Raw genomic sequence first — 19,541 nt, forward strand, 5'->3', positions numbered from 1 at the left:
AGGTTCAATCAGTGGTTGCAGTCAGGGCCGTGAACGTGATCATCCTCGTCCATCTCCACCGGTTCCATCTCCAACTGCAAGCTGACCAGGTTGGTGGCCTGCGGGCGCAGCAGCAGATTGACGTACTCGGTATCGCCTTCATCCACATCGACGCCGATCAGCAACTGATCGCCAACGGCCTGCACCCACAGTTCCTTGCCCTGCCAGACCACAGCAAAGCGGCTGCAGGAGGTCTCCAGCTGGGTGCCGTCGTTATCTTCAAGAATCAGTTGCAGAGCGTCGCTCATAAAATCTCCGGGAATCGAGGTTAGGTTCAGGTCATCTGGAAAGGATAGACCGAGCCCAGTTTAAGGATCTGCGTCAGTTCATCCAATGCCGTGCGGCATTCGGTCAGCAATTGTGGGTCGGCCAGATCGGCTTCGCTGAGACGGTCGCGGTAGTGTTTGTCGACCCAGACCACCAGGGTGTCGTGCAGCGCATCGCTCATCACCACGCCCGGATTGACCGCAGCCAACTCCTGCTCGTTAAGTGCCACACGCAGGCGCAGGCAGGCCGGGCCACCGCCGTTCTGCATGCTCTGCTTGAGGTCGAACACCCGCACCTCACGGATCGGCCCGCCGCTGGCGGTCAGCTGCTGCAGATAGTGCCAGACGTTGGGGTTGTTGCGGCACTCCTCCGGCACCACCAGCAGCATGCTGCCATCGGCACGGCTTAGCAGTTGGCTGTTGAACAGGTAGGAACGCACTGCGTCCTGCACGCTGACGGCAGAGCCCGGCACGCACACGGCCTGGAAGTTGCCACCACGGCGAGCCAGCTTGTCGCCCAGCTCGGCCAGCACCTTGTCGGTATCGAGGAAAGCGTCCTGGTGATAGAACAGCACCTCGCCGTTACCCACGGCGATCACGTCGTTGTGGAACACGCCCTGATCGATCACCGCCGGATTCTGCTGGGCGTAGACCACACCCGCCTCGCTCAGCCCGTGCAGACGGGCGACCGCCTGGCTGGCCTCCAGGGTTTGCCGCGCCGGATAGCGCGCCGGTGCCGGATAACGGGTATCGAAAGCGCTGCGCCCATAGACGAAGAACTCCACCCCTGCGTCGCCATAACCCCTGCAGAAGCGCGTGTGATTGGCCGCGCCTTCGTCACCGAACTGCGCCACCGCTGGCAGCGCCGGGTGATGAGCGAAGTGCGCCTCGTTGGCGAACATCGCCTGCAGCACACGGCTGGTGGTCGGGTGTTCGATGCTGCGGTGGAACTTGCAATTGAGGTTGGCGGCGGTGAAGTGCACACGGCCGTCTGCAGTATCGGCGCTGGGGCTGACGGTGCAGGCATTGGCCGTCCACATGCTCGAAGCCGAGCAGCTCGCCACCAGCAGCGGCATGGCCTCGCGCGCAGCACGCTGGATCACTTCGACGTCACTGCCGGTAAAGCCCAGGCGACGCAGCGCGGCGACATCCGGACGCTCCTGCGGGGCCAGCACAGCCTGCTTGAAGCCCATGTCCATCAGCGCCTTCATCTTCGCCAGGCCCTGTTTGGCGGCTTCCCTGGGGCTCGACACGGACTGACTGTTGCTCTGCGAGGCGACGTTGCCGTAGGACAATCCACCGTAGTTATGGGTCGGCCCGACCAGGCCATCGACATTCATTTCAAAAGCGGGCATTGCAGAGGCAGACATCACAGGGTCACTCCCGGGGTCAGGGTCGCGGGCAGGGTCAGGTTTTCACTTTCGAGTCCGGCCACCGGGTAAGCGCAGTAGTCCGCTGCGTAATAGGCACTGGCGCGATGGTTGCCCGAGGCGCCGATACCACCGAACGGCGCGGTGCTGGCAGCGCCGGTGAGCTGTTTGTTCCAGTTGACGATGCCGGCGCGGCTATGCAGCCAGAACTGCTCGAAGCGCGCGCGGGAGTCGGACAGCAGGCCGGCAGCCAGGCCGTACGCCGTGGCGTTGGCCTCAGCGATGGCAGACTCGAAGCTGTCGTAGCGGATCACCTGCAGCAGCGGGCCGAAAAATTCCTCATCAGGACGCTCGCCAACTGCCGTGACATCGAGGATGCCGGGCGTCAGCAGCGCAGCATCGGCCTGCGGCTGAGTCATCGCCAGCAATGCCGTGGCGTCGCCCGCCAACAAGTCCTGCTGCGCCTGCATCAGTTGCGCGGCGGCTTGCAGGGAAATCACCGAGCCCATGAACGGCGCCGGCTGTTCGTCGAAGCGACCGACCTTGATCTGCCCGGCGACCTGCACCAGGCGCGCCAACAGGGCATCACCCCACTCCCCCTGCGGTACCAGCAGGCGGCGCGCGCATGTGCAGCGCTGGCCGGCAGAGATGAACGCAGACTGGACGATGGTGTAAACGGCGGCGTCGACATCAGCGACCTGATCGACGATCAGCGGATTGTTGCCGCCCATTTCCAGCGCCAGGATCTTGTCCGGGCGCCCGGCGAACTGCGCATGCAGCAGGTTGCCGGTGCGGCTGGAGCCGGTGAAGAACAGCCCGTCGATACCGGGATGGCCAGCCAGGGCGACGCCTGTTTCACGACCGCCCTGCAGCAGGCTGAGCACGCCTTCGGGCAGCCCGGCCTCGATCCAGCACTGCACGGTCAGCTCGGCCACCTTGGGCGTCAGCTCGCTGGGTTTGAACAGCACGCAGTTACCGGCCAGCAGCGCCGGCACGATATGCCCGTTGGGCAGGTGACCGGGGAAGTTGTAGGGGCCGAACACCGCGACCACACCGTGCGGCTTATGGCGCAGTACCGCGGTGGCGTCGCCCAGCGGGCCGCTCTTCTCACCGGTGCGCTCGCGATAGCTCTGGATCGAGATGGCGACCTTGTTGACCATGCTGGTCACTTCAGTAGCGGCCTCCCACAGCGGCTTGCCGGTCTCTTCGCCAATCGCCCGTGCCACTTCGTCGGCACGCGACTTCAGGCAGGCAGCGAAACGTTCCAGCACGGCGATGCGGCCATCCAGCGAGTGCGCAGCCCACAGCGAGAACGCGCCACGCGCAGCGGCAACGGCTGCGTCGACCTGCGCCGCGGTGGCGCCCTGACCTTGCCAAAGCACCGCCTGGCTGACGGGGTCGAGCGATTGCAGCGACTCGCCCAGACCGGGCTGCCACTGACCTGCGATGTAATGAGTGCTCATCTTGTTTTACCACTCCCAGCATTTTCCAGCGGCCTACTTGGGCCGCCGCGCAAACGAATAACTCAGCCGTGCGCCGCCAGCGGCACGGCGCGCACCTGATCACCGGCCGAAAGGCGCAGGCGCTTGGCAGTCAGCGGGTCGACCACCAGGGTGCCCGCAGCCAGACGCGCAGGCGCAGCGGTGATGCGGCAGTCCTGGCACTTGCGGTTGTGCACCAGGAAGGGTTCGGCGTCGTCACCCGGCGTACCGATGGCCAGCACCAGATTCTGGCTGCCCTGCACGGCGCGAATCTTCCCGGTTTCCGCCTCGATGGCCGGGCCCGCATCGAAGATGTCGACATAGCCCTGATAGCTGAAGCCCTCGGCCTTGAGCATGGCCAACGCAGGCTCGGTGTCAGGGTGGACACGGCCGATCACGGCACGTGCGTCCTCGGAAAGGAAACAGGTGTACAGCGGAAACTTCGGCATCAGCTCGGCAATGAAGGCCTTGTTGCCGACGCCGGTGAGGTAGTCCGCCTGAGAGAACTCCATCTTGAAGAAATGCCGGCCCAGGCTTTCCCAGAAAGGCGAACGTCCATACTCGTCGGACATACCACGCATCTCGGCGATCAACTTGTCGCCGAACAGCTGGCGAAACTCGGCAATGAACAGAAAGCGTGCTTTCGATAGCAGCCGTCCGTTGAGGCCATTGCGGTAATCGGCGTGCAGGAACAGCGAGCACAGCTCGGAGTTGCCAGTCAGGTCGTTGGCCATGAACAGCGTCGGCACCTGGCGATGGATGTTCAGCTCCTGCGAGGCGCTGACGGTCAGGCCGACCCGGTAGTTGTACCAGGGCTCGCGCAGGCCGACGGCACCGGCCACCGCAGAAATACCCACCACCTTGCCGGCATCGTCTTCGAGCACGAACAGGTAGTCGGCGTCGGCACGCTCGGCCTCGCCACGAAACGCCTTCTCCGCCCAGCCGACCCGGTGCGCAAGACGCTCCTCATTGGCCGGCAGCGTGGTCAGGCCAGCGCCGGTACTGCGAGCCAGGTCGATCAGGGCCGGCAAGTCGGCACTGCGCACGGGACGAACGATCATAGAACCTCCGATTCGGCTTCAGGCCACAGGCGCCAGGCCTTGGGCAAAAGCCGTCATTCTCTGCCTGCAGCCTGCCGTTTGCAGTCTGCAGCCTTCTCTTTAAACCGCTACCAACCTGACGCTGGCGCCCTCACCGACACCCAGTGCCTCGGCCGCTTGCGCGCTGAGCAGCACGGGTTTGCCCGGTACCCAGTCGAGGTCGGCGACGATGGCGCGGAAATCCTGCAGTTGGCCGTTGCTCACCAGATACTGGCGGCCACCGGCCTCGGCCTCGCCAATCTTCACCGGCACCAGGCGGCTCTGCGCGATGCTGCGGATGCCCGAGGTACGCGCATGCAGAGTCGGGCCACCGTCGAAGATGTCGATGTAGTGATCGGTCTCGAAGCCTTCGCGCATGAGGATGTCGAAGGTGATCTGCGCACGCGGATGCACCTGGCCCATGGCCTCCTGCGCCTCGTCGGAGAGCAGCGGCACGTAGATCGGGTAATGCGGCATCAGCTCGGCGAGGAAGGTACGGCTCTTCAACCCGCACAGGCGCTCGGCCTCGGCGTAGGTCATGTCGAAGAAGTTGCGCCCCACCGCGTCCCAGAACGGCGAATCACCGTTCTCGTCGCTATGGCCGACAATCTCCACCACCACGGCATCGGCGAAACGCTCCGGGTGACCGGCCATGAACAGCAGGCGCCCGCGCGAGTTGAGTTCGGCGAATGCGCTGCTGACCAGCGGGCGCTCGACGTAGAAACTGGTGAGCAGGCTGTTGCCGGTCAGGTCGTGACACAGCGACAGCACGTGAATCTTGTTGTGGATCTTCAGCTCACGCGAGTTGTGCACGAAGGTTTCGTTGCGAAAGCTGTAGAAGGGTTCGGAGTAACCCGCCGAAGCGACGATGCAGGAACAGCCGACCAGACGGCCACTCTCTGTGTCCTCGAGGACGAAGAAGTAGCTTTCCTCGCCGTTGAAACTGACCTCGGCGGCGAAGGACGCCTCCGATGCGGCGATCTTGTCGCCCAGCCGGCCTGCATCGTCCGGCAAGGAAGTGACGCCTACCGGACTGTCAGCAGCCAGTCGCTGCACATCCGCCAGGTCCGCCATTTGCGCAGGGCGCATCACCAGCATGGGTCACTCCTTCTAAACACGGAATCTTCAGGGCGAGCAGACTCGAAGCTTGCCCACCGGATCGGCAACAGCGATGGACAGCGCCGTGGGAGGCGCTTCAGCGGCGATTGTCGCGGCTGAAGCCCCTCCTACGGTTGGTCCGGAAATACTCAGACCGCCGTCAGTTTGCTCAGCGCACGCTCGAAACGAGCCAGGCCTTCTTCGATGTCGGCGTCTTCGACCACCAGGCTCGGGGCGAAACGCACCACATCCGGGCCGGCCTGCAGAATCATCAGGCCTTCGGCGCTGGCGGCATCGAGCACCTGCTTGGCCTTGCCCATCCACGCCTCGTTGAGCACGCAGCCGAGCAGCAAGCCCATGCCACGCACCTGCTCGAACAGGCCGTACTGCTTGCCCAGAGCCAGCAGGCGAGTCTTGAACTGCTCGCTCTTGGCCTTCACTCCATCCAGGGTCTGGCGGGTGTTGACGATGTCCAGCACCGCTTCACCGACCGCGCAGGCCAGGGGGTTGCCGCCGTAGGTGGTACCGTGGGTGCCAGGCGAGAAATGCTTGGCCAGGTCGGTGGTGGTGAGCATCGCCGCGATGGGGAAGCCGCCGCCCAGGCTCTTGGCGCTGGAGAGAATGTCCGGCACCACGCCGTAGTTCATGTAGGCGAACAGTTCGCCGGTACGGCCCATGCCGCTCTGCACTTCATCGAACACCAGCAGCGCGTTGTGCGCGTTGCACAGTTCGCGGGCGCCTTCCAGATAGGCCTTGTCGGCCGGCAGCACACCGCCCTCGCCCTGCACGGGCTCCAGCACCACAGCGCAGGTCTTGTCGGAAATGGCGGCTTTCAGCGCGTCCAGATCGTTGTACGGCACATGGCTGATGCCCTGGATCTTCGGGCCGAAACCATCGGAGTACTTCGGCTGGCCACCGACGCTGACGGTGAACAGGGTACGGCCGTGGAAGCTGTTGGTGGCGGCGATGATCTCGTGCTTTTCCGGGCCGAAACGGTCATGGGCGACACGGCGGGCCAGCTTGAACGCCGCCTCGTTGGCCTCGGCGCCGGAGTTGCAGAAGAACACGCGCTCGGCGAAGGTCGCCTCGACCAGTTTCTTGCCCAGGCGCAGGGTCGGCTCGTTGGTGAAGACGTTGGAGATGTGCCACAGGGTGTTGGCCTGCGCGGTCAGCGCCGCGACCAGAGCCGGGTGGCAATGGCCGAGCACGTTGACGGCAATACCGCCGGCGAAGTCGATCAGCTCTCGACCGTTCTGATCCCAGACTCGCGAGCCCAGGCCGCGCACGGGTACGAAGGCAGCAGGGGCGTAGTTGGGGACCATGAACTGGTCGAAATCGGCGCGTTGCACCGCATCGTGCTGAACGGACATCAAAGCTCTCCTGATGAGAAAAACCAGCCGCAGGCAGGCGACGAAAGGCCCGCAACGACAGGGAATGCAAGGATTGTAGGGACTGAATCGGGGCCGGCATTGTCGCCATGCGACAACTTATTACAGCGCCACCCCAGGTTTTCCGCGGGTTTTCGTCCAAGCGACAGAAAGCGTCGGAAAGGCGCAGTTTAATCGCAGATCACCGCCTGGAGCACGCCGCCGGAAAAAATCTCCGCAGGCTGACCGGTCGGTATCGAAACCCTCGATTGCGTAGCCAGGATGCAATCCGGGAGCTGACATCGAGATCGCCCCGGATTTCATCCGGGCTACGGCTACCGCCGCGCAGGAGCGAACTCTGCTCGTGAACCGGGGCAACGCCAAAGCTTCGCGAGCAGAGCTCGCTCAGGCAAGACGGATCAGCCGCGCTCGACCGGGGTGGAGGTCAGTTCGAAGGGGCTGTTGCTGCGGCGCTGGTTGCGGTCATCGCGCGGCGTGGCGCCAAAGAAGTTGCGGTAGGCGCTGGAGAAGTGCGGCCCCGAGGAGAAGCCGCACGAGAGGCCGATCTGGATGATCGACTTGCTGGTCTGCATCAAGAGCTGGCGCGCCTTGTTCAGGCGCAGCTCCAGGTAGTACTGGCTGGGCACGCGATTGAGGTACTGCTTGAAGATGCGTTCCAGCTGACGACGCGACACGCACACGTGCTGGGCGATCTCGTCGGTGGTCAGCGGCTCCTCGATGTTGGCTTCCATCAGCAGCACGGCCAGGGTCAGTTTCGGATGGCTGGAGCCCAGGCGATTCTGCAGTGGAATGCGCTGACGCTCGCCCCCCTCGCGAATGCGCTCTACCACCAGTTCCTCGCTCACCGCACCGGCCAGTTCGGCGCCGTGATCGCGCGCCAGCACCGCCAGCAGCAGATCGAGCACGGCCAGGCCACCGCAGGCGGTCAAGCGATCACGATCCCAATCGAACAGATGACTGGTGGCGATGACCTTGGGGAAGCGCTCGGCGAAATCGTCCTGCCAGCGCCAGTGCACCGCTGCGCGATAGCCATCGAGCAAACCGAGCTGAGCCAGCGGGTAGACCCCGGCAGACAGACCACCGATCACACAACCGCTGCGCACCTGCTGCTTGAGCGCAGCGGCAAGGCCGGCAGCCACCTGCGCCGGCGGCGCATCGGCGAGCAGAAACAGCTTGTCTAACCCCTCCAGATGCCCGGCCCAGGGCTCGCCTGGCAGACGCCAGTCACCCGCGACCAAGGGTTCAGCCTGGAGAAACACCAGCTCGTACACCACTTCCGGGTGCACACGCTGGGCAACACGCAGGGTTTCCTCAGCCAGGGACAGGGTCAAGGCCTTGGTGCCGGGCCAATAGAGGAAGCCAATTCGATGGGGGGTCATGAGTGCCTGTTCAAAGTCTGCTACGCACCAACTCAGGGCGAAGTCTAGCTTCTTATTATTTGAGACTGCCGGAAAGGAACTGCTGCAGTCGTTCGGATTGCGGATTGACCAGCACTTCCTTCGGACAACCGCGCTCCTCGACCAATCCCTTGTGCAGGAACACCAGCTGATTCGACACCTCGCGAGCGAAACCCATTTCGTGGGTCACCACCACCATGGTGCGGCCTTCGGTGGCCAGGTCCTGCATGACCTTGAGCACCTCGCCGACCAGTTCCGGGTCGAGCGCCGAAGTCGGTTCGTCGAACAGCATCACCTCCGGCTCCATGGCCAGGGCACGGGCGATGGCCACACGCTGCTGCTCACCGCCGCTCATGTGCGCGGGGTAGGCATCCTTGCGGTGCGCGACGCCGACCTTGGCCAGGTAGTGCTCGGCCTTGTCGCGCGCCTCGGCCTTGCTCATGCCGAGTACGTGCACCGGCGCTTCCATCACGTTTTCCAGGGCGCTCATGTGCGACCACAGATTGAAGTGCTGGAACACCATGGCCAGGCGCGAGCGCATGCGCTGCAACTGCTTGGCATCGGCGGCGCGCAGCGAACCGTCCTTGGCCGGCACCAGCTTCAGCTCTTCGTTGTTGAGCAGGATCTTGCCGGCATGCGGCTGTTCGAGCAGGTTCAGGCAGCGCAGGAAGGTGCTCTTGCCCGAGCCACTGGAGCCGATGATGCTGATCACGTCGCCAGCCTTGGCCGCCATCGATACGCCCTTGATCACTTCATGGCTGCCGTAGCGCTTGTGCAGGTCCTGAACTTCGAGTTTGTACATGTTCGGGTTCTCTTGAATCGTCATGGCATCAACCCTTGCGCGGTGCCATATAGGCCAGCCAGCGGCGCTCGGCCAGCTTGAACAGGCGCACCAGGATGAAGGTCAGCGCCAGGTAGAACAGACCGGCGGTGATGAAGGCTTCGAACGGCATGTAGTACTGCGAGCTGACCGTACGCGCGGCACCGGTGATGTCGATCAGGGTCACGATCGACGCCAGCGAGGTGGTGTGCAGCATCATGATGACTTCGTTGCTGTACTGCGGCAGCGCACGGCGCAGCGCCGATGGCAGCAGGATGCGGCGATAGAGCTTGCTGCGCGACATGCCCATGGCCTTGGCCGCCTCGATCTCGCCATGCGGCGTGGCCTTGAGGCTGCCGGCAAGGATTTCGGCGGTGTAGGCGCTGGTGTTGATGGCGAAAGCCAGACAGGCGCAGAAGGTGGCACTGGAGAAGTACGGCCACATGAAGCTGTCACGGATGAATTCGAACTGGGCCAGACCGTAGTAGATCAAGAACAGCTGCACCAGCATTGGCGTGCCGCGAATCACGTAGGTGTAGAGCCAGGCCGGGAAGTTGACCAGGGGCGATTTCGACACCCGCATCAGCGCCAGCGGCACCGCCAGACTGAGGCCGACGGCCAGAGAGATCAGCAGGATTTTCAGGGTAACCAGCACGCCGCCCCAGTACAGCGGCAGGTTTTCCCAGATCATTTGATAGTCGAAGATCATAGGTCAGCCGCCTTGGTCCCCACCGAGTAGCGCTTCTCGAGGAAACGCAGCGCCAACAGGGAAACGCTGGTCAACACCAGGTACAGCCCTGCCACCGCCAGATAGAAGGTGAACGGCTCGCGCGTGGCGTCAGCCGCACTCTTGGCCTTGAACATCATGTCCTGCAGGCCGACCACCGAGATCAGCGCGGTGGCCTTGGTCAGCACCAGCCAGTTGTTGGTGAAGCCGGGAATGGCGAAACGGATCATCTGCGGCACGAGGATGCGGAAAAACACCTGCATCCCGCTCATGCCATAGGCCGCCCCGGCTTCCGCCTGACCTTTGGGGATCGCCATGAAGGCGCCCCGGAAGGTTTCCGACAGGTAGGCACCAAAAATGAAGCCCATGGTGAAGACGCCAGCGACGAAGGGGTTGATGTCGATGTAATCGTCATAGCCGAGCATCGGTGCAAGACGGTTCACCATGTCCTGGCCGCCATAGAAGATCAGCAGGATCAGCACCAGGTCGGGAATACCGCGGATCACCGTGGCATAGGTCTCACCGAGCAGCGCCAACCAGCGGATCGGCGACAGACGAAAGGCTGCACCCAGCAGACCCAGGAAGATCGCCACTGCCATCGACGTCAGCGCCAGAAGCAGAGTGAGCCAGGCACCATCGAGAATGGTCGAGCCGTAGCCTTGAAGCATGCGCTAATACCTCTCAGGCACCGCAGGCGCCACATAGCACAGAGGAAATTCATGTCGCTCACGCGACGGGTCACAGGGTTGGCATTCAGCCAAGGGCGGAAGAACCAGACCAGCAGAACCAAGAAAAAAGTGGCACAACCTCGGAAAAGGTTAGTGCCACTTCATCTGCCTCGGATCGCTTACTCGCCGTAAACGTCGAAGTCGAAGTACTTGTCCTGCACTTCCTTGTACTTGCCATTGGCGCGGATCGCCAGGATTGCAGCACTGATCTTGTCGGCCAGCGCCTTGTCACCCTTGCGCACGGCGATGCCCTGGCCTTCGCCGAAATACTTCACGTCGGTGAAATCCGGGCCGGCGAACGCAAAACCTTTGCCAGCGTCGGTCTTGAGGAAGCCATCATCGATGTTGACCGAGTCGGCCAGGGTGGCGTCCAGACGACCAGACTGCATGTCCAGGAAGATTTCGTTCTGCGAGCTGTAACGGACGACTTCCACGCCGGCCGGGGCAAAGATGTCGGTGGCGTAACGGTCATATACGGACGAACGCTGCACGCCGACCTTCTTGCCTTTCAGGTCGACCAGCGGGTCCTTGACCTCGGTACCTGCCTTCATCGCCAGCTTGGCGGGAGTAGCGTAGTACTTGCCGGTAAAGTCCACGGATTTCTTGCGATCTTCGGTGATCGACATGGACGACAGCACGGCATCGAACTTGCGCACTTTCAGTGCCGGGATCAGGCCGTCGAACTCCTGCTCGATCCACTTGCACTCGACCTTCATCTCTTCGCACAGGGCGTTGCCGATGTCGTAGTCGAAGCCGGAAATCTGGCCATCGGGAGTCTTGAATGCGAAGGGCGGATAGGCCGCCTCGATGCCAATGCGCAGCGGCTTCTCGGCCATGGCCAGGGGCGACATCAGGGACAGCGCCAGGGCGCCAAGCAGTGCGATCTTCTTCATTCTTTGCTCCTTCGAATTGGGTATGACATCGATGGCAGTGAGGGGCCCGGGCCTTTTATGGATTGTAGAAGGCGGTGCTGCGCTGTCGTGGTGGACGAGCGACAAAGGGGCCTTGGCTGGGTGAGCGGCATTCTAGCGGCAGGCAATGAGGCGATATTTCCTCAATGCGACAACTAATTACAGAAGCACAGGAAGCGCCGGGGACAGATATTGACAGCCTGCAAAAGGAGTGATCAAGCAGAAAAGGGTAAACGGATATCTACAGCAATACTCAGGCCACAAATCAACGAATGCCCATTTCATGGGCACCCAAGCCTCTCATGCGTTTCATCCGACCCTGAAAATGGCACCACATCGGCGCACCAACGTTCCCTAACCGCCCAACTGGGTGCGCAATGTTACCGTGGTGCCATGCACACCGTAGGGCGCGCCGTGCGCACCGAGATAACCACGCGCGATAGCCAAGCCCACAAGCAGCCGGTGCGCATGGCGCACCCTACCCGTCGACGCGCAGGCTTAGACGCGCGGTCACGCGGTTTTCCTCGGCGCGGTCCAGCCCGGCTTCCTCGATGCGTATGCCCTGCCCCTCCAGCGCCTGAATCCAGCGCAGCAACTGGGCGAATGCCACTGGCTGCAGGTTGACCTGCACCGCGCCAAAGCCCTCGGTATCCAGGCGCTCGATCATCAGGCCCTGCTCGGCCGCACTTGCCGTGACCACACCCTGCAGGCGCGCCGGGTCGAGGCTGGCGCGTGGCTGCAGGTCGCGCCCCTGAACCTGTGGCGCACGGCTTTGCATATAGGCATAGAGGCTGCGCTGCTCTTCGAACGCGGTGCGCGCGGCCTGAGCGTGGCGCTGCACCGGCTGCCACAACGCCAGATAGAACAGCACCAACAGCAGAAAAGCGCTCAGCGCCAGAAGTGCCAGGCGATCACGCGCCGGCAGCATCTGCCAGCGCTGCGCCAACGGCGAGCGCTGCCAGTGCAGTTGCACGCTATCGGTCAAACCCGTCCTCGACATGCCAATCATCCTCCTATCACCACGCGTGCGCTGACACCCTCGGCTTCGCGACTGGCCGAGCCCATCTGTACCGACAGGCCAGATTCCTCCAGACGCTCACGCAAACGCTCCAGCTCGGCAAAGCCCGGCGCCTGCAGCTGCAACGACAGATCGCCACGGGGCGCGCTGTAATCGAGCTGATTGACCTGCACCAGCGCTGCGCCATCGGCCTGCAGCGCCGCCGCCACTTCGGCCAGCAGGCCCAGCACCGGGCTGTCGCCGCCCGTGGACTGCGCCAGATGCTGATCGAACTGCGCGCGCAGGTTGATCAGCTTGCTGTCCTGCGGGAACAACTCGCGATAAAGCGCCTCGCTGGACGCGGCGTAGGCATCGGCTTCGCGCTGCAGATACCAGCCCTGCGCAAGATTGAAACCCCACTGCAATACGAGACACAGCGCCAGCACCCCGGCCAGCGGGCGCCAACGCCGCCAGGCGTCGCCACTCTGGCGCAAGGCAAATTCCCCCTGGGCCAGATCGACACCGCCGCCCTGACGCACCAACCACTGGTGCGCATCCTCAAGCAGATGCACCTCATCGACCGGCTCGGGCAGAGCCAGGCCAGCCGGCGCACCAACGATGCACGGTGATGGGCAGCGCTCTGCCAGCGCTGGCCAGTCCTCGCTCTGCAAAGCCAGACGCCAGGGCGCCTCGCCACCGAGCAACCAGCGCGACTGCAACCAGAGCAACTGACTACCCTGACGTGGCAACAGATCGGCATCGACGCGAATCGCCTGCGGCGGCTGCACCGCACACAGGGCCAGGCACTCGCGCAGCCAAGCGGCGCGCAGCGCATAGACGCGGTGACGACCATCGGCCAGTTGCTCCCCCAACGCCAGGTGCATCAGCTCGACATCTTCGGCCAGCAACTCCTCTACCGCGAACGGCAGCGCCTGGCGCATCCAGCGCGCCTTCTGCGTCGGCAGTTGCACCACGCAAGCGGTGACCGCCTCCACCGGCAGCACCAGCTCCCAGTGCGCCGGCAGATCGGCCAGGGCCTCGGCCAGACTGAGGGTGAGGCTGCCGTCTGCAGTGACGCGCTGCACGGGTAGATCCGCGGAGAGAGCGTGACACGCCTCAGGCGGTAGAAAAATCCATAAGGGGTTCATTCTTGTTCTTCCTCGATAGGGCGTGGCGGCATACCACCCTGCCCCAGATCACGCGCCAGGATACTGACCTGGCCATCATTGCTGCGCTGCAACAGGCTGCGCAATACCACACGGCGTTCACCCAGATTCACCTCGCTGAACACCTCGAAATACTGGCTGCCGACCGCCAACCCCTGCACCGCCTGCTCACCCAGACCGGCAAGCACAGGCTGCGCGGCGAAGGCTGCCGGGCTGGCGTACCCCTCGGTGCCGCGCCCGGCGATCAGCGCCAGGGCCGCATCCGGCGTCAAACCATCGGACAGGCTGGAGAGCACCATCGCGCTGGCGGTGTTGACGTTGAGCAGCGCCTCGCTCGGCAGCGCGCTGACGAAGGGCAGCAGGCGGCGATAGTCAGCCTCCTCCATCTCCAACAGCAGACGCAGTTCTGACACGTCGGTGATCTCACGATTGGCGGTGCGATAAGGCGGTGTCGCCAGCAGATACTGGCCGTCCTCGGCGCCATTGCCGCCCTGCAGCTCACTGTCGCTATCGAGCCAGTCCAGCAGACGCTCGGCGTAGGGTTTGTCGATCCCCAGACGCAGCAGCAGGCGGCGCAGGCGCAGCACCGCCAGCTCATTGGGCCGCCCCTGGCGCACCAGGCTGTTGAGGTTGAAGCGAGCGCTGGGATCGACGATACGAACACGCAGCTCACCGCCTTCATCCAGGGGGAACACCAGCGGCCTGGCCCAGGGCTCCAACAGATGGTCCACCGGCTGGCGCGGATCGCCCTGGCGCAGATCGCGCTCGAGCATCGCCTTGGCCAAGGTCTCGCCGCCCTGGGCGTAATGCCAGGCCTGGGTCACGTGCAACTGGTTGGCACTGCTGCGGATCGACAGCTGCTGACGAGCGATCAGCCCGGCGCAGACCACCGTGACCACGGCGACCACCAGCAGCACGGTGATCAACGCCACCCCGTTTTGCCGCTTCATGACTGCGGCCCCTCATCCGGCTCAGTCGGTGGCGCGCCAGGGCGGTTCTGCGCCGGCAGATCGGGCAGGCGCAGCAGGCGGCGCAATTCGCCATGGCGTCGATGCTGCAGCCGCAGTTCCACAGCGCGCGGCAACTCGGTGAGCAAACCATCGCCAGAGGCATTGGCCGGCGGCCAGTCAGGCTGCCACTGCCCGTCCTTGTCAAGGTAACGCAGGCTCAACGACTCGACACCATCGAGCGCCTGCTGGATCTGCGGCGCGCTGTCCTGAGCGCGATCCAGCACGCGCCAGTATCGCCGCTGCCATTGCTCGCCACTGAGTTGCCAGCGCACCCGCTGCACCTCGGCACGCGGTTGGCCAAGCGGGTTACGCCAGCCGACGCGGCTCAGTTCCAGCGCCGTGGCATCGGCCAGATCGCTGTGCAGCGCCGGCTGTGCATCACCGAAACCATCGCGAATCGGCCGGACCGTTACCTGGCGCAGATCGCGCTCGAAGGCTGACAGGGCACGAGTCAACTCGCGCAACTGGCGTTCGTGCTCACGGGTGACGGTATCGGCCCTGAGCACGCTGTCGAGCATGCGGTAGGTGGCTAGGCCCAGCAGAGCGAAGATGGCGATGGCGATCAGCAACTCAAGCAGGGTAAAGCCGCGCTGACGTGGTTTTGTAGGAGCGAGCTCTGCTCGCGAACCCGCATCGATGCCATTTCGCGAGTAGAGCTCACGCCAACAGGGCAGACGAATCACTGCGGCGCCCCCAGGAAACCGCTGAGCGTGACCAGCGCCCGTTCACGCAGGTCGCCACGGGCGCCCCGCTCTTCAGCGGCGACCCACAGCGTCACGCGGCGCATGGCTGGCTCGCTGGTAGCCTGAATCTCGCTCTGCCACGACCAGCGACGACCGGCAAACTCCACCTGGCCCTGGTCGCGACCATCAGCCGGTGGCGTGTCGGCCAGTTGCAGCTCGGTCAGTCGGTTGTCCGCCACCCACATGGCCAGGGTCTTGTTCTCAAGCTGACTGGCCGTACGCACGCTGCGGGCGCTGGCGGTCAGCACGCTGGCAGCAATCAGGGCGAAGATGGCCAGGGCCACCAGCACCTCGAGCAGCGTAAAACCGCGCGCGCGCCTCATCCGGCGCGCCCCGTGCCCAATTCCTCGACACGCGGCAGGCCAAAGCCATCGCTGGACAGTTGCAGGCGCAGGCCGTCACGACGGCGTTCGGCCAAGCGTAGACGGAAGGGTGTCAGTTCACCGCTGGAGAGAATCAACAGCTGTGGCGCGTCAGCGCTAGCTGTCGCTGGCAGGCTGAGGGCCTCGCCCTCCACCTCGAACGCCAGCTCGGCCCAGTCCGGCAGACGATGAGCCTGTCGATCCAGGGTCTGCCATTCGTTGCGCTGCGGGTCGTAACGCAGCACCCGATAGCCTTCGCGGGTGAAACTCAGGCCGTATTCGCGATTATCCAGCACCGCTTCATCGACCAGCACGCCGATCAGCCCACTGAGGCGCTCGGCCTCGCTGCGCAATTCGCGCGCCGGCCCGGCGATGCCGGTACTGAACACCGCCAGACCGATCAGACTGCCGAGGATGACCAGCACCACCAGCAGCTCGATCAGGGTGAAGCCGCGCTGCGCCTTCAACGTAGGAGCGAGCGCTGCTCGCGAAGGTTTTCCACGACGCATGTTTCGCTCGCGACACTCGCTCCTACAGGCGAACGACGGCATGGTCGAGTCAGAGATCCCAGTTGCCGATATCGGCGTTCAGGTCACTACCACCCTGCTTGCCGTCGGCGCCGAGCGAATAGAGATCGAAAGCACTCTTGGTGCCGGGGGCCAGGTATTGATAGGGGTTGCCCCAGGGGTCGATGGGCAGGCGCTTGAGGTAGCCGTCCTTGTTCCAGTTCTTCGCGGGCGGGTTGCCGCTCGGCTTGCTCACCAGCGCCTCCAGACCCTGTTGGGTACTGGGGTAGTTGTGGTTGTCGAGCTTGTACATGTCCAGTGCCGCGCCGATGGCACGAATGTCGTTCTGCGCGGCAGTGACCTTGGCCTGATCGGGCCTGCTCATTACCTGCGGCACCACCAGTGCCGCCAGAATGCCCAGAATCACCACCACCACCATGATTTCGATGAGCGTGAAGCCCGCCTGAGATTTTCTCACCTGCTATCCCACCATTTGGTTCAAAGAAAGAATGGGCAGCAGGATGGCCAGTACGATCACCAGCACCACTGCCCCCATGAATACCAGCATGAACGGCTCGAACAAGCCGACCAGCAGAGCGATCTGTGCGCCGAGGTCGTTCTCCTGATTCTTCGCCGTACGCGCCAACATCTGATCCAGCTCGCCGGAACGCTCACCGCTGGCGATCATGTGCAACATCATCGGCGGAAACTGCCCGGTGGCCTCCAGCGAGCGGGTCAGGCTGCCACCCTCGCGCACTTTCTGCGCGGCCACCAGCACCTCGCCACGGATCACCCGGTTACCGATCACCTCGCCGGCAATCGCCAGCGCCTCCACCAGCGGCACGCCGCTGCGGGTGAGGATCGCCAGGGTCGAGGCAAAGCGCGCGCAATCGGTGGCGCGGCCCAGCCGGCCGATCAGCGGTATGCGCAGCAGAAAGCGATGCCAGCGCAGGCGGAACGTCTCATCACGCAGGGCTGCGCGCAAGGCGACGACCGCCAACACCAGTGCCACCAGCGCCACCAGCCCCCAGGCCTTGACCCAGTCGCTCAGGGCGATCAGCCCGCGAGTCAACGCCGGCAGGGTCTGCCCCGAGTCGACGAATACCTTGACCACGTCCGGCACCACGTAGCCGAGCAGAAAGCCGACGATCAGCAAGGAAGCGCACATCAGGATCACCGGGTAGAGCAACGCCAGCTGCACCTTCTGCCGCGACTGCTGGCGCTGTTCGGTGTAGTCGGCCAATTGCTCCAGCACCGGGCCAAGGTGCCCGGCATGTTCACCCGCTGCCACCGTGGCGCGGTACAGCTCGGGAAAAGCGGCCGGGAATTCCTTCAGGCTGCCGGCCAGGCTGTGGCCCTCCAGCACGCGGGCGCGCACCGCCAGGAGCATGCCCTGGATACGCGCATTGGTGGATTGCGCCGCGGCGGCGCGCAGCGCCTCTTCGATGGGCAGCGCCGCCTGGATCAGCGTCGCCAGCTGGCGGGTAACCAGCGCCAGGTCGCGCGCAGACAGGCCACGGACAAAACCCAGGCGCGCCTGACCACTGTCCTGCTCGCGGCTGCGCGTGGCCTTGACCTCAAGCGGCGCCAGCTGTCGCTCACGCAGCAGTTGGCGCACCTGACGCGCGCTGTCGGCCTCCAGCACGCCCTTCTGCTGGCGACCACGCCCATCCAGGGCGATGTATTCAAAAGCTGCCATCGGCAAATCGCTCCAGTTGTCCCCGTAGGAGCCGCTTCAGCCGCGATTGTCGCCGACTCGCGGCTGAAGCCGCTCTCACAGGAGCCGAGCCCAACTTCCCGCTCACCATCATTCCTCTCGCGTCACGCGCAGCACTTCCTCGACCGTGGTCACCCCTTCCAGCACCTTGCGCCGGCCATCGTCACGGATGCTCGGGCCCAGAGTTCGAGCGTGGCGGGTCATATCCTGCTCGGAAGCGCGGCTGTGCACCAGGGTGCGCATGGTTTCATCGAAGACCACCAGTTCGTAGATGCCGGTACGCCCGCGATAACCCTGCTGATGACAGTGAGCGCAACCACGCGCGTGATACAGGGTTGGCGGCGGGCTGGCCGGCACGCCGAGCAATGCGCATTCGGCCGCATCAGCCGGGTAAGGTTCCTTGCACGCCGGGCACAGCACGCGCACCAGGCGCTGGGCCAATACGCCAAGCAGGGATGACGACAGCAAAAAGGGCTCCACCCCCATGTCCACCAGGCGGGTAATGGCGCCGATGGCACTGTTGGTGTGCAGCGTCGACAGCACCAGGTGGCCGGTCAGCGAGGCCTGCACGGCGATCTCGGCGGTTTCCCTGTCGCGGATCTCGCCGACCATCACCACGTCCGGGTCCTGACGCAGGATGGCGCGCAGCCCCCGGGCGAAGGTCATGTCCACCTTGGTGTTGACCTGGGTCTGGCCGATACCTTCGAGGTGATATTCGATGGGGTCCTCGACGGTGAGGATGTTGCGCGTGTGGTCATTGAGGCTGACCAGGCTGGCGTACAGCGTGGTGGTCTTGCCCGAACCGGTGGGACCTGTGACCAGCAGGATGCCGTGCGGCTTGCGCACGGTTTCCTCCATCAACGCACGATCCTCGGCGCGCATGCCCAGGTGCTGCAAAGACAGGCGCCCGGCCTGCTTGTCGAGTAGACGCAGCACCACCCGCTCGCCGTTGGCCGAGGGCAACGTGGACACGCGAATGTCCACCTCGCGCCCGCCGACCTTGAGCGAGATGCGCCCGTCCTGCGGCACGCGTTTCTCGGCGATGTCCAGCCGCGCCATGACCTTGACCCGCGAGACCAGCAGCGCCGCCAGCTCGCGCTTGGGTTCGAGCACCTCTCGGAGGATACCGTCGACGCGAAAGCGCACCACCAGGCGCTTCTCGAAGGTTTCCAGGTGTATGTCGGAGGCGTTTTCCTTGATCGCTTCACCGAGGATGGCATTGATCAGGCGGATGATCGGCGCATCGTCCTCCTGCTCCAGCAGGTCTTCGGTTTCCGGCACCTGATCGGCCAGCGAGGCCAGGTCGAAGCTGCCGCCGATGTCCTCGGCCAGTTGCATGGAAGCGGAATCGTGTTGATAGGCCGCACCCAGCACCTGAGCGAACTCAGGTGCACTCAGCACCTGAAGCGGCAAGCGGCGCCCGGCGAAACGCTGCGCCTCGGCCAGCGCCACCAGATCACAATCGGCGCGATGGGCCAGGCTGGCGCGCTCATCCTGCATGACGAACACCACGCCGTGACGCTTGGCAAAGCTGAAGGGCAGACGGCGAAGGGGAGTTTCGGGCAAAGAATTGTTCATGTGTGACCTTAGAACAGAACCTTATTCAGGTAGCACAGCCTAATCTGACTGTTTGACCTAATGGCTACCTCTAGGACGGTCTTTTTGTGCGTTTATTCAATTATCTTTAACACATCGTCTGTAACTGTACACCCACCCTATTTAGGGGATGCCAACCT

The 19,541-nt window shown here is 64.0% G+C and carries 20 protein-coding genes; all 20 read right to left on the reverse strand.

The window, feature by feature from the left end; genetic code table 11:
* Window positions 1-8: 8 nt before the first annotated feature.
* Complete coding sequence (locus BLR77_RS01700; RefSeq protein ID WP_074675168.1) at window positions 9-287, reverse strand: topoisomerase II; 279 nt, start codon at window positions 285-287, stop codon at window positions 9-11.
* 26 nt (window positions 288-313) lie between these two features.
* Window positions 314-1,660 carry an N-succinylarginine dihydrolase gene (gene astB / locus BLR77_RS01705; RefSeq protein ID WP_074675169.1) on the reverse strand — a complete coding sequence of 449 codons (1,347 nt, stop codon included), beginning with the start codon at window positions 1,658-1,660 and terminating at the stop codon, window positions 314-316.
* A 14-nt stretch (window positions 1,661-1,674) separates the two neighbouring features.
* Window positions 1,675-3,138 carry a succinylglutamate-semialdehyde dehydrogenase gene (gene astD, locus BLR77_RS01710; RefSeq protein WP_074675170.1) on the reverse strand — a complete coding sequence of 488 codons (1,464 nt, stop codon included), beginning with the start codon at window positions 3,136-3,138 and terminating at the stop codon, window positions 1,675-1,677.
* Window positions 3,139-3,200: 62 nt separating this feature from the next.
* Window positions 3,201-4,217 (reverse strand): arginine N-succinyltransferase, encoded by a 1,017-nt coding sequence (gene astA / locus BLR77_RS01715; protein WP_074675171.1) that lies wholly within the window; start codon window positions 4,215-4,217, stop codon window positions 3,201-3,203.
* A 99-nt stretch (window positions 4,218-4,316) separates the two neighbouring features.
* Window positions 4,317-5,333, reverse strand: coding sequence for an arginine/ornithine succinyltransferase subunit alpha (aruF, locus tag BLR77_RS01720; protein ID WP_074675172.1), 1,017 nt, complete (start codon window positions 5,331-5,333; stop codon window positions 4,317-4,319).
* A 149-nt stretch (window positions 5,334-5,482) separates the two neighbouring features.
* Window positions 5,483-6,703, reverse strand: a complete 1,221-nt coding sequence (locus BLR77_RS01725; RefSeq protein WP_074675173.1) for an aspartate aminotransferase family protein — start codon at window positions 6,701-6,703, stop codon at window positions 5,483-5,485.
* A gap of 416 nt (window positions 6,704-7,119) precedes the next feature.
* Window positions 7,120-8,100: a transcriptional regulator ArgR gene (argR, locus tag BLR77_RS01730; protein ID WP_074675174.1), complete on the reverse strand. Its 981-nt coding sequence runs from the start codon at window positions 8,098-8,100 to the stop codon at window positions 7,120-7,122.
* Between the two features lie 55 nt (window positions 8,101-8,155).
* On the reverse strand, window positions 8,156-8,920 hold the full coding sequence (locus BLR77_RS01735; RefSeq protein ID WP_074675175.1) for an ABC transporter ATP-binding protein: 765 nt from the start codon (window positions 8,918-8,920) through the stop codon (window positions 8,156-8,158).
* A gap of 28 nt (window positions 8,921-8,948) precedes the next feature.
* Window positions 8,949-9,647, reverse strand: a complete 699-nt coding sequence (locus BLR77_RS01740; protein ID WP_074675176.1) for an ABC transporter permease — start codon at window positions 9,645-9,647, stop codon at window positions 8,949-8,951.
* Window positions 9,644-10,333 carry an ABC transporter permease gene (locus BLR77_RS01745; protein ID WP_074675177.1) on the reverse strand — a complete coding sequence of 230 codons (690 nt, stop codon included), beginning with the start codon at window positions 10,331-10,333 and terminating at the stop codon, window positions 9,644-9,646. The genes BLR77_RS01740 and BLR77_RS01745 overlap by 4 nt, the downstream gene beginning before the upstream one ends.
* A gap of 179 nt (window positions 10,334-10,512) precedes the next feature.
* Entirely contained in the window at window positions 10,513-11,286 is a 774-nt protein-coding gene (locus BLR77_RS01750) for an ABC transporter substrate-binding protein (RefSeq protein ID WP_074675178.1), read from the reverse strand.
* Window positions 11,287-11,782: 496 nt separating this feature from the next.
* Complete coding sequence (locus BLR77_RS01755) at window positions 11,783-12,304, reverse strand: type II secretion system protein M (RefSeq protein WP_074675179.1); 522 nt, start codon at window positions 12,302-12,304, stop codon at window positions 11,783-11,785.
* A gap of 5 nt (window positions 12,305-12,309) precedes the next feature.
* Complete coding sequence (gene gspL / locus BLR77_RS01760; protein ID WP_074675180.1) at window positions 12,310-13,449, reverse strand: type II secretion system protein GspL; 1,140 nt, start codon at window positions 13,447-13,449, stop codon at window positions 12,310-12,312.
* Window positions 13,446-14,417, reverse strand: a complete 972-nt coding sequence (gene gspK / locus BLR77_RS01765; RefSeq protein WP_074675181.1) for a type II secretion system minor pseudopilin GspK — start codon at window positions 14,415-14,417, stop codon at window positions 13,446-13,448. The genes gspL and gspK overlap by 4 nt, the downstream gene beginning before the upstream one ends.
* Entirely contained in the window at window positions 14,414-15,115 is a 702-nt protein-coding gene (gene gspJ, locus BLR77_RS01770; RefSeq protein ID WP_074676724.1) for a type II secretion system minor pseudopilin GspJ, read from the reverse strand. Before gspJ ends, gspK begins: the two co-directional genes overlap by 4 nt.
* Window positions 15,116-15,156: 41 nt before the next feature.
* Entirely contained in the window at window positions 15,157-15,543 is a 387-nt protein-coding gene (gene gspI / locus BLR77_RS01775) for a type II secretion system minor pseudopilin GspI (protein WP_074675182.1), read from the reverse strand.
* The gene (gene gspH / locus BLR77_RS01780) at window positions 15,540-16,049 is read right to left on the reverse strand and encodes a type II secretion system minor pseudopilin GspH (RefSeq protein WP_169716333.1); all 510 of its coding nucleotides are present in this window, start codon (window positions 16,047-16,049) and stop codon (window positions 15,540-15,542) included. The genes gspI and gspH overlap by 4 nt, the downstream gene beginning before the upstream one ends.
* A gap of 91 nt (window positions 16,050-16,140) precedes the next feature.
* Window positions 16,141-16,566 carry a type II secretion system major pseudopilin GspG gene (gene gspG, locus BLR77_RS01785; RefSeq protein ID WP_074675184.1) on the reverse strand — a complete coding sequence of 142 codons (426 nt, stop codon included), beginning with the start codon at window positions 16,564-16,566 and terminating at the stop codon, window positions 16,141-16,143.
* A gap of 3 nt (window positions 16,567-16,569) precedes the next feature.
* Entirely contained in the window at window positions 16,570-17,787 is a 1,218-nt protein-coding gene (xcpS, locus tag BLR77_RS01790) for a GspF family T2SS innner membrane protein variant XcpS (RefSeq protein WP_074675185.1), read from the reverse strand.
* Between the two features lie 108 nt (window positions 17,788-17,895).
* The gene (gene gspE, locus BLR77_RS01795; protein WP_074675186.1) at window positions 17,896-19,383 is read right to left on the reverse strand and encodes a type II secretion system ATPase GspE; all 1,488 of its coding nucleotides are present in this window, start codon (window positions 19,381-19,383) and stop codon (window positions 17,896-17,898) included.
* Window positions 19,384-19,541: the final 158 nt, after the last annotated feature.

This window comes from Ectopseudomonas alcaliphila (genome assembly GCF_900101755.1).
GTDB lineage: Bacteria > Pseudomonadota > Gammaproteobacteria > Pseudomonadales > Pseudomonadaceae > Aquipseudomonas > Aquipseudomonas alcaliphila.

Bases quoted from the DNA above. Each gene is read 5' to 3' on its own strand.
- BLR77_RS01740 (WP_074675176.1), bottom strand. From the start codon at position 9,647: ATGATCTTCGACTATCAAATGATCTGGGAAAACCTGCCGCTGTACTGG.
- BLR77_RS01700 (WP_074675168.1), bottom strand. From the start codon at position 287: ATGAGCGACGCTCTGCAACTGATTCTTGAAGATAACGACGGCACCCAG.
- BLR77_RS01735 (WP_074675175.1), bottom strand. From the start codon at position 8,920: ATGTACAAACTCGAAGTTCAGGACCTGCACAAGCGCTACGGCAGCCAT.
- gspL (WP_074675180.1), bottom strand. From the start codon at position 13,449: ATGAACCCCTTATGGATTTTTCTACCGCCTGAGGCGTGTCACGCTCTC.
- astA (WP_074675171.1), bottom strand. From the start codon at position 4,217: ATGATCGTTCGTCCCGTGCGCAGTGCCGACTTGCCGGCCCTGATCGAC.
- BLR77_RS01750 (WP_074675178.1), bottom strand. From the start codon at position 11,286: ATGAAGAAGATCGCACTGCTTGGCGCCCTGGCGCTGTCCCTGATGTCG.
- BLR77_RS01755 (WP_074675179.1), bottom strand. From the start codon at position 12,304: ATGTCGAGGACGGGTTTGACCGATAGCGTGCAACTGCACTGGCAGCGC.
- aruF (WP_074675172.1), bottom strand. From the start codon at position 5,333: ATGCTGGTGATGCGCCCTGCGCAAATGGCGGACCTGGCGGATGTGCAG.
- gspK (WP_074675181.1), bottom strand. From the start codon at position 14,417: ATGAAGCGGCAAAACGGGGTGGCGTTGATCACCGTGCTGCTGGTGGTC.
- gspI (WP_074675182.1), bottom strand. From the start codon at position 15,543: ATGAGGCGCGCGCGCGGTTTTACGCTGCTCGAGGTGCTGGTGGCCCTG.
- astB (WP_074675169.1), bottom strand. From the start codon at position 1,660: ATGCCCGCTTTTGAAATGAATGTCGATGGCCTGGTCGGGCCGACCCAT.
- argR (WP_074675174.1), bottom strand. From the start codon at position 8,100: ATGACCCCCCATCGAATTGGCTTCCTCTATTGGCCCGGCACCAAGGCC.
- BLR77_RS01745 (WP_074675177.1), bottom strand. From the start codon at position 10,333: ATGCTTCAAGGCTACGGCTCGACCATTCTCGATGGTGCCTGGCTCACT.
- gspE (WP_074675186.1), bottom strand. From the start codon at position 19,383: ATGAACAATTCTTTGCCCGAAACTCCCCTTCGCCGTCTGCCCTTCAGC.
- astD (WP_074675170.1), bottom strand. From the start codon at position 3,138: ATGAGCACTCATTACATCGCAGGTCAGTGGCAGCCCGGTCTGGGCGAG.
- xcpS (WP_074675185.1), bottom strand. From the start codon at position 17,787: ATGGCAGCTTTTGAATACATCGCCCTGGATGGGCGTGGTCGCCAGCAG.
- BLR77_RS01725 (WP_074675173.1), bottom strand. From the start codon at position 6,703: ATGTCCGTTCAGCACGATGCGGTGCAACGCGCCGATTTCGACCAGTTC.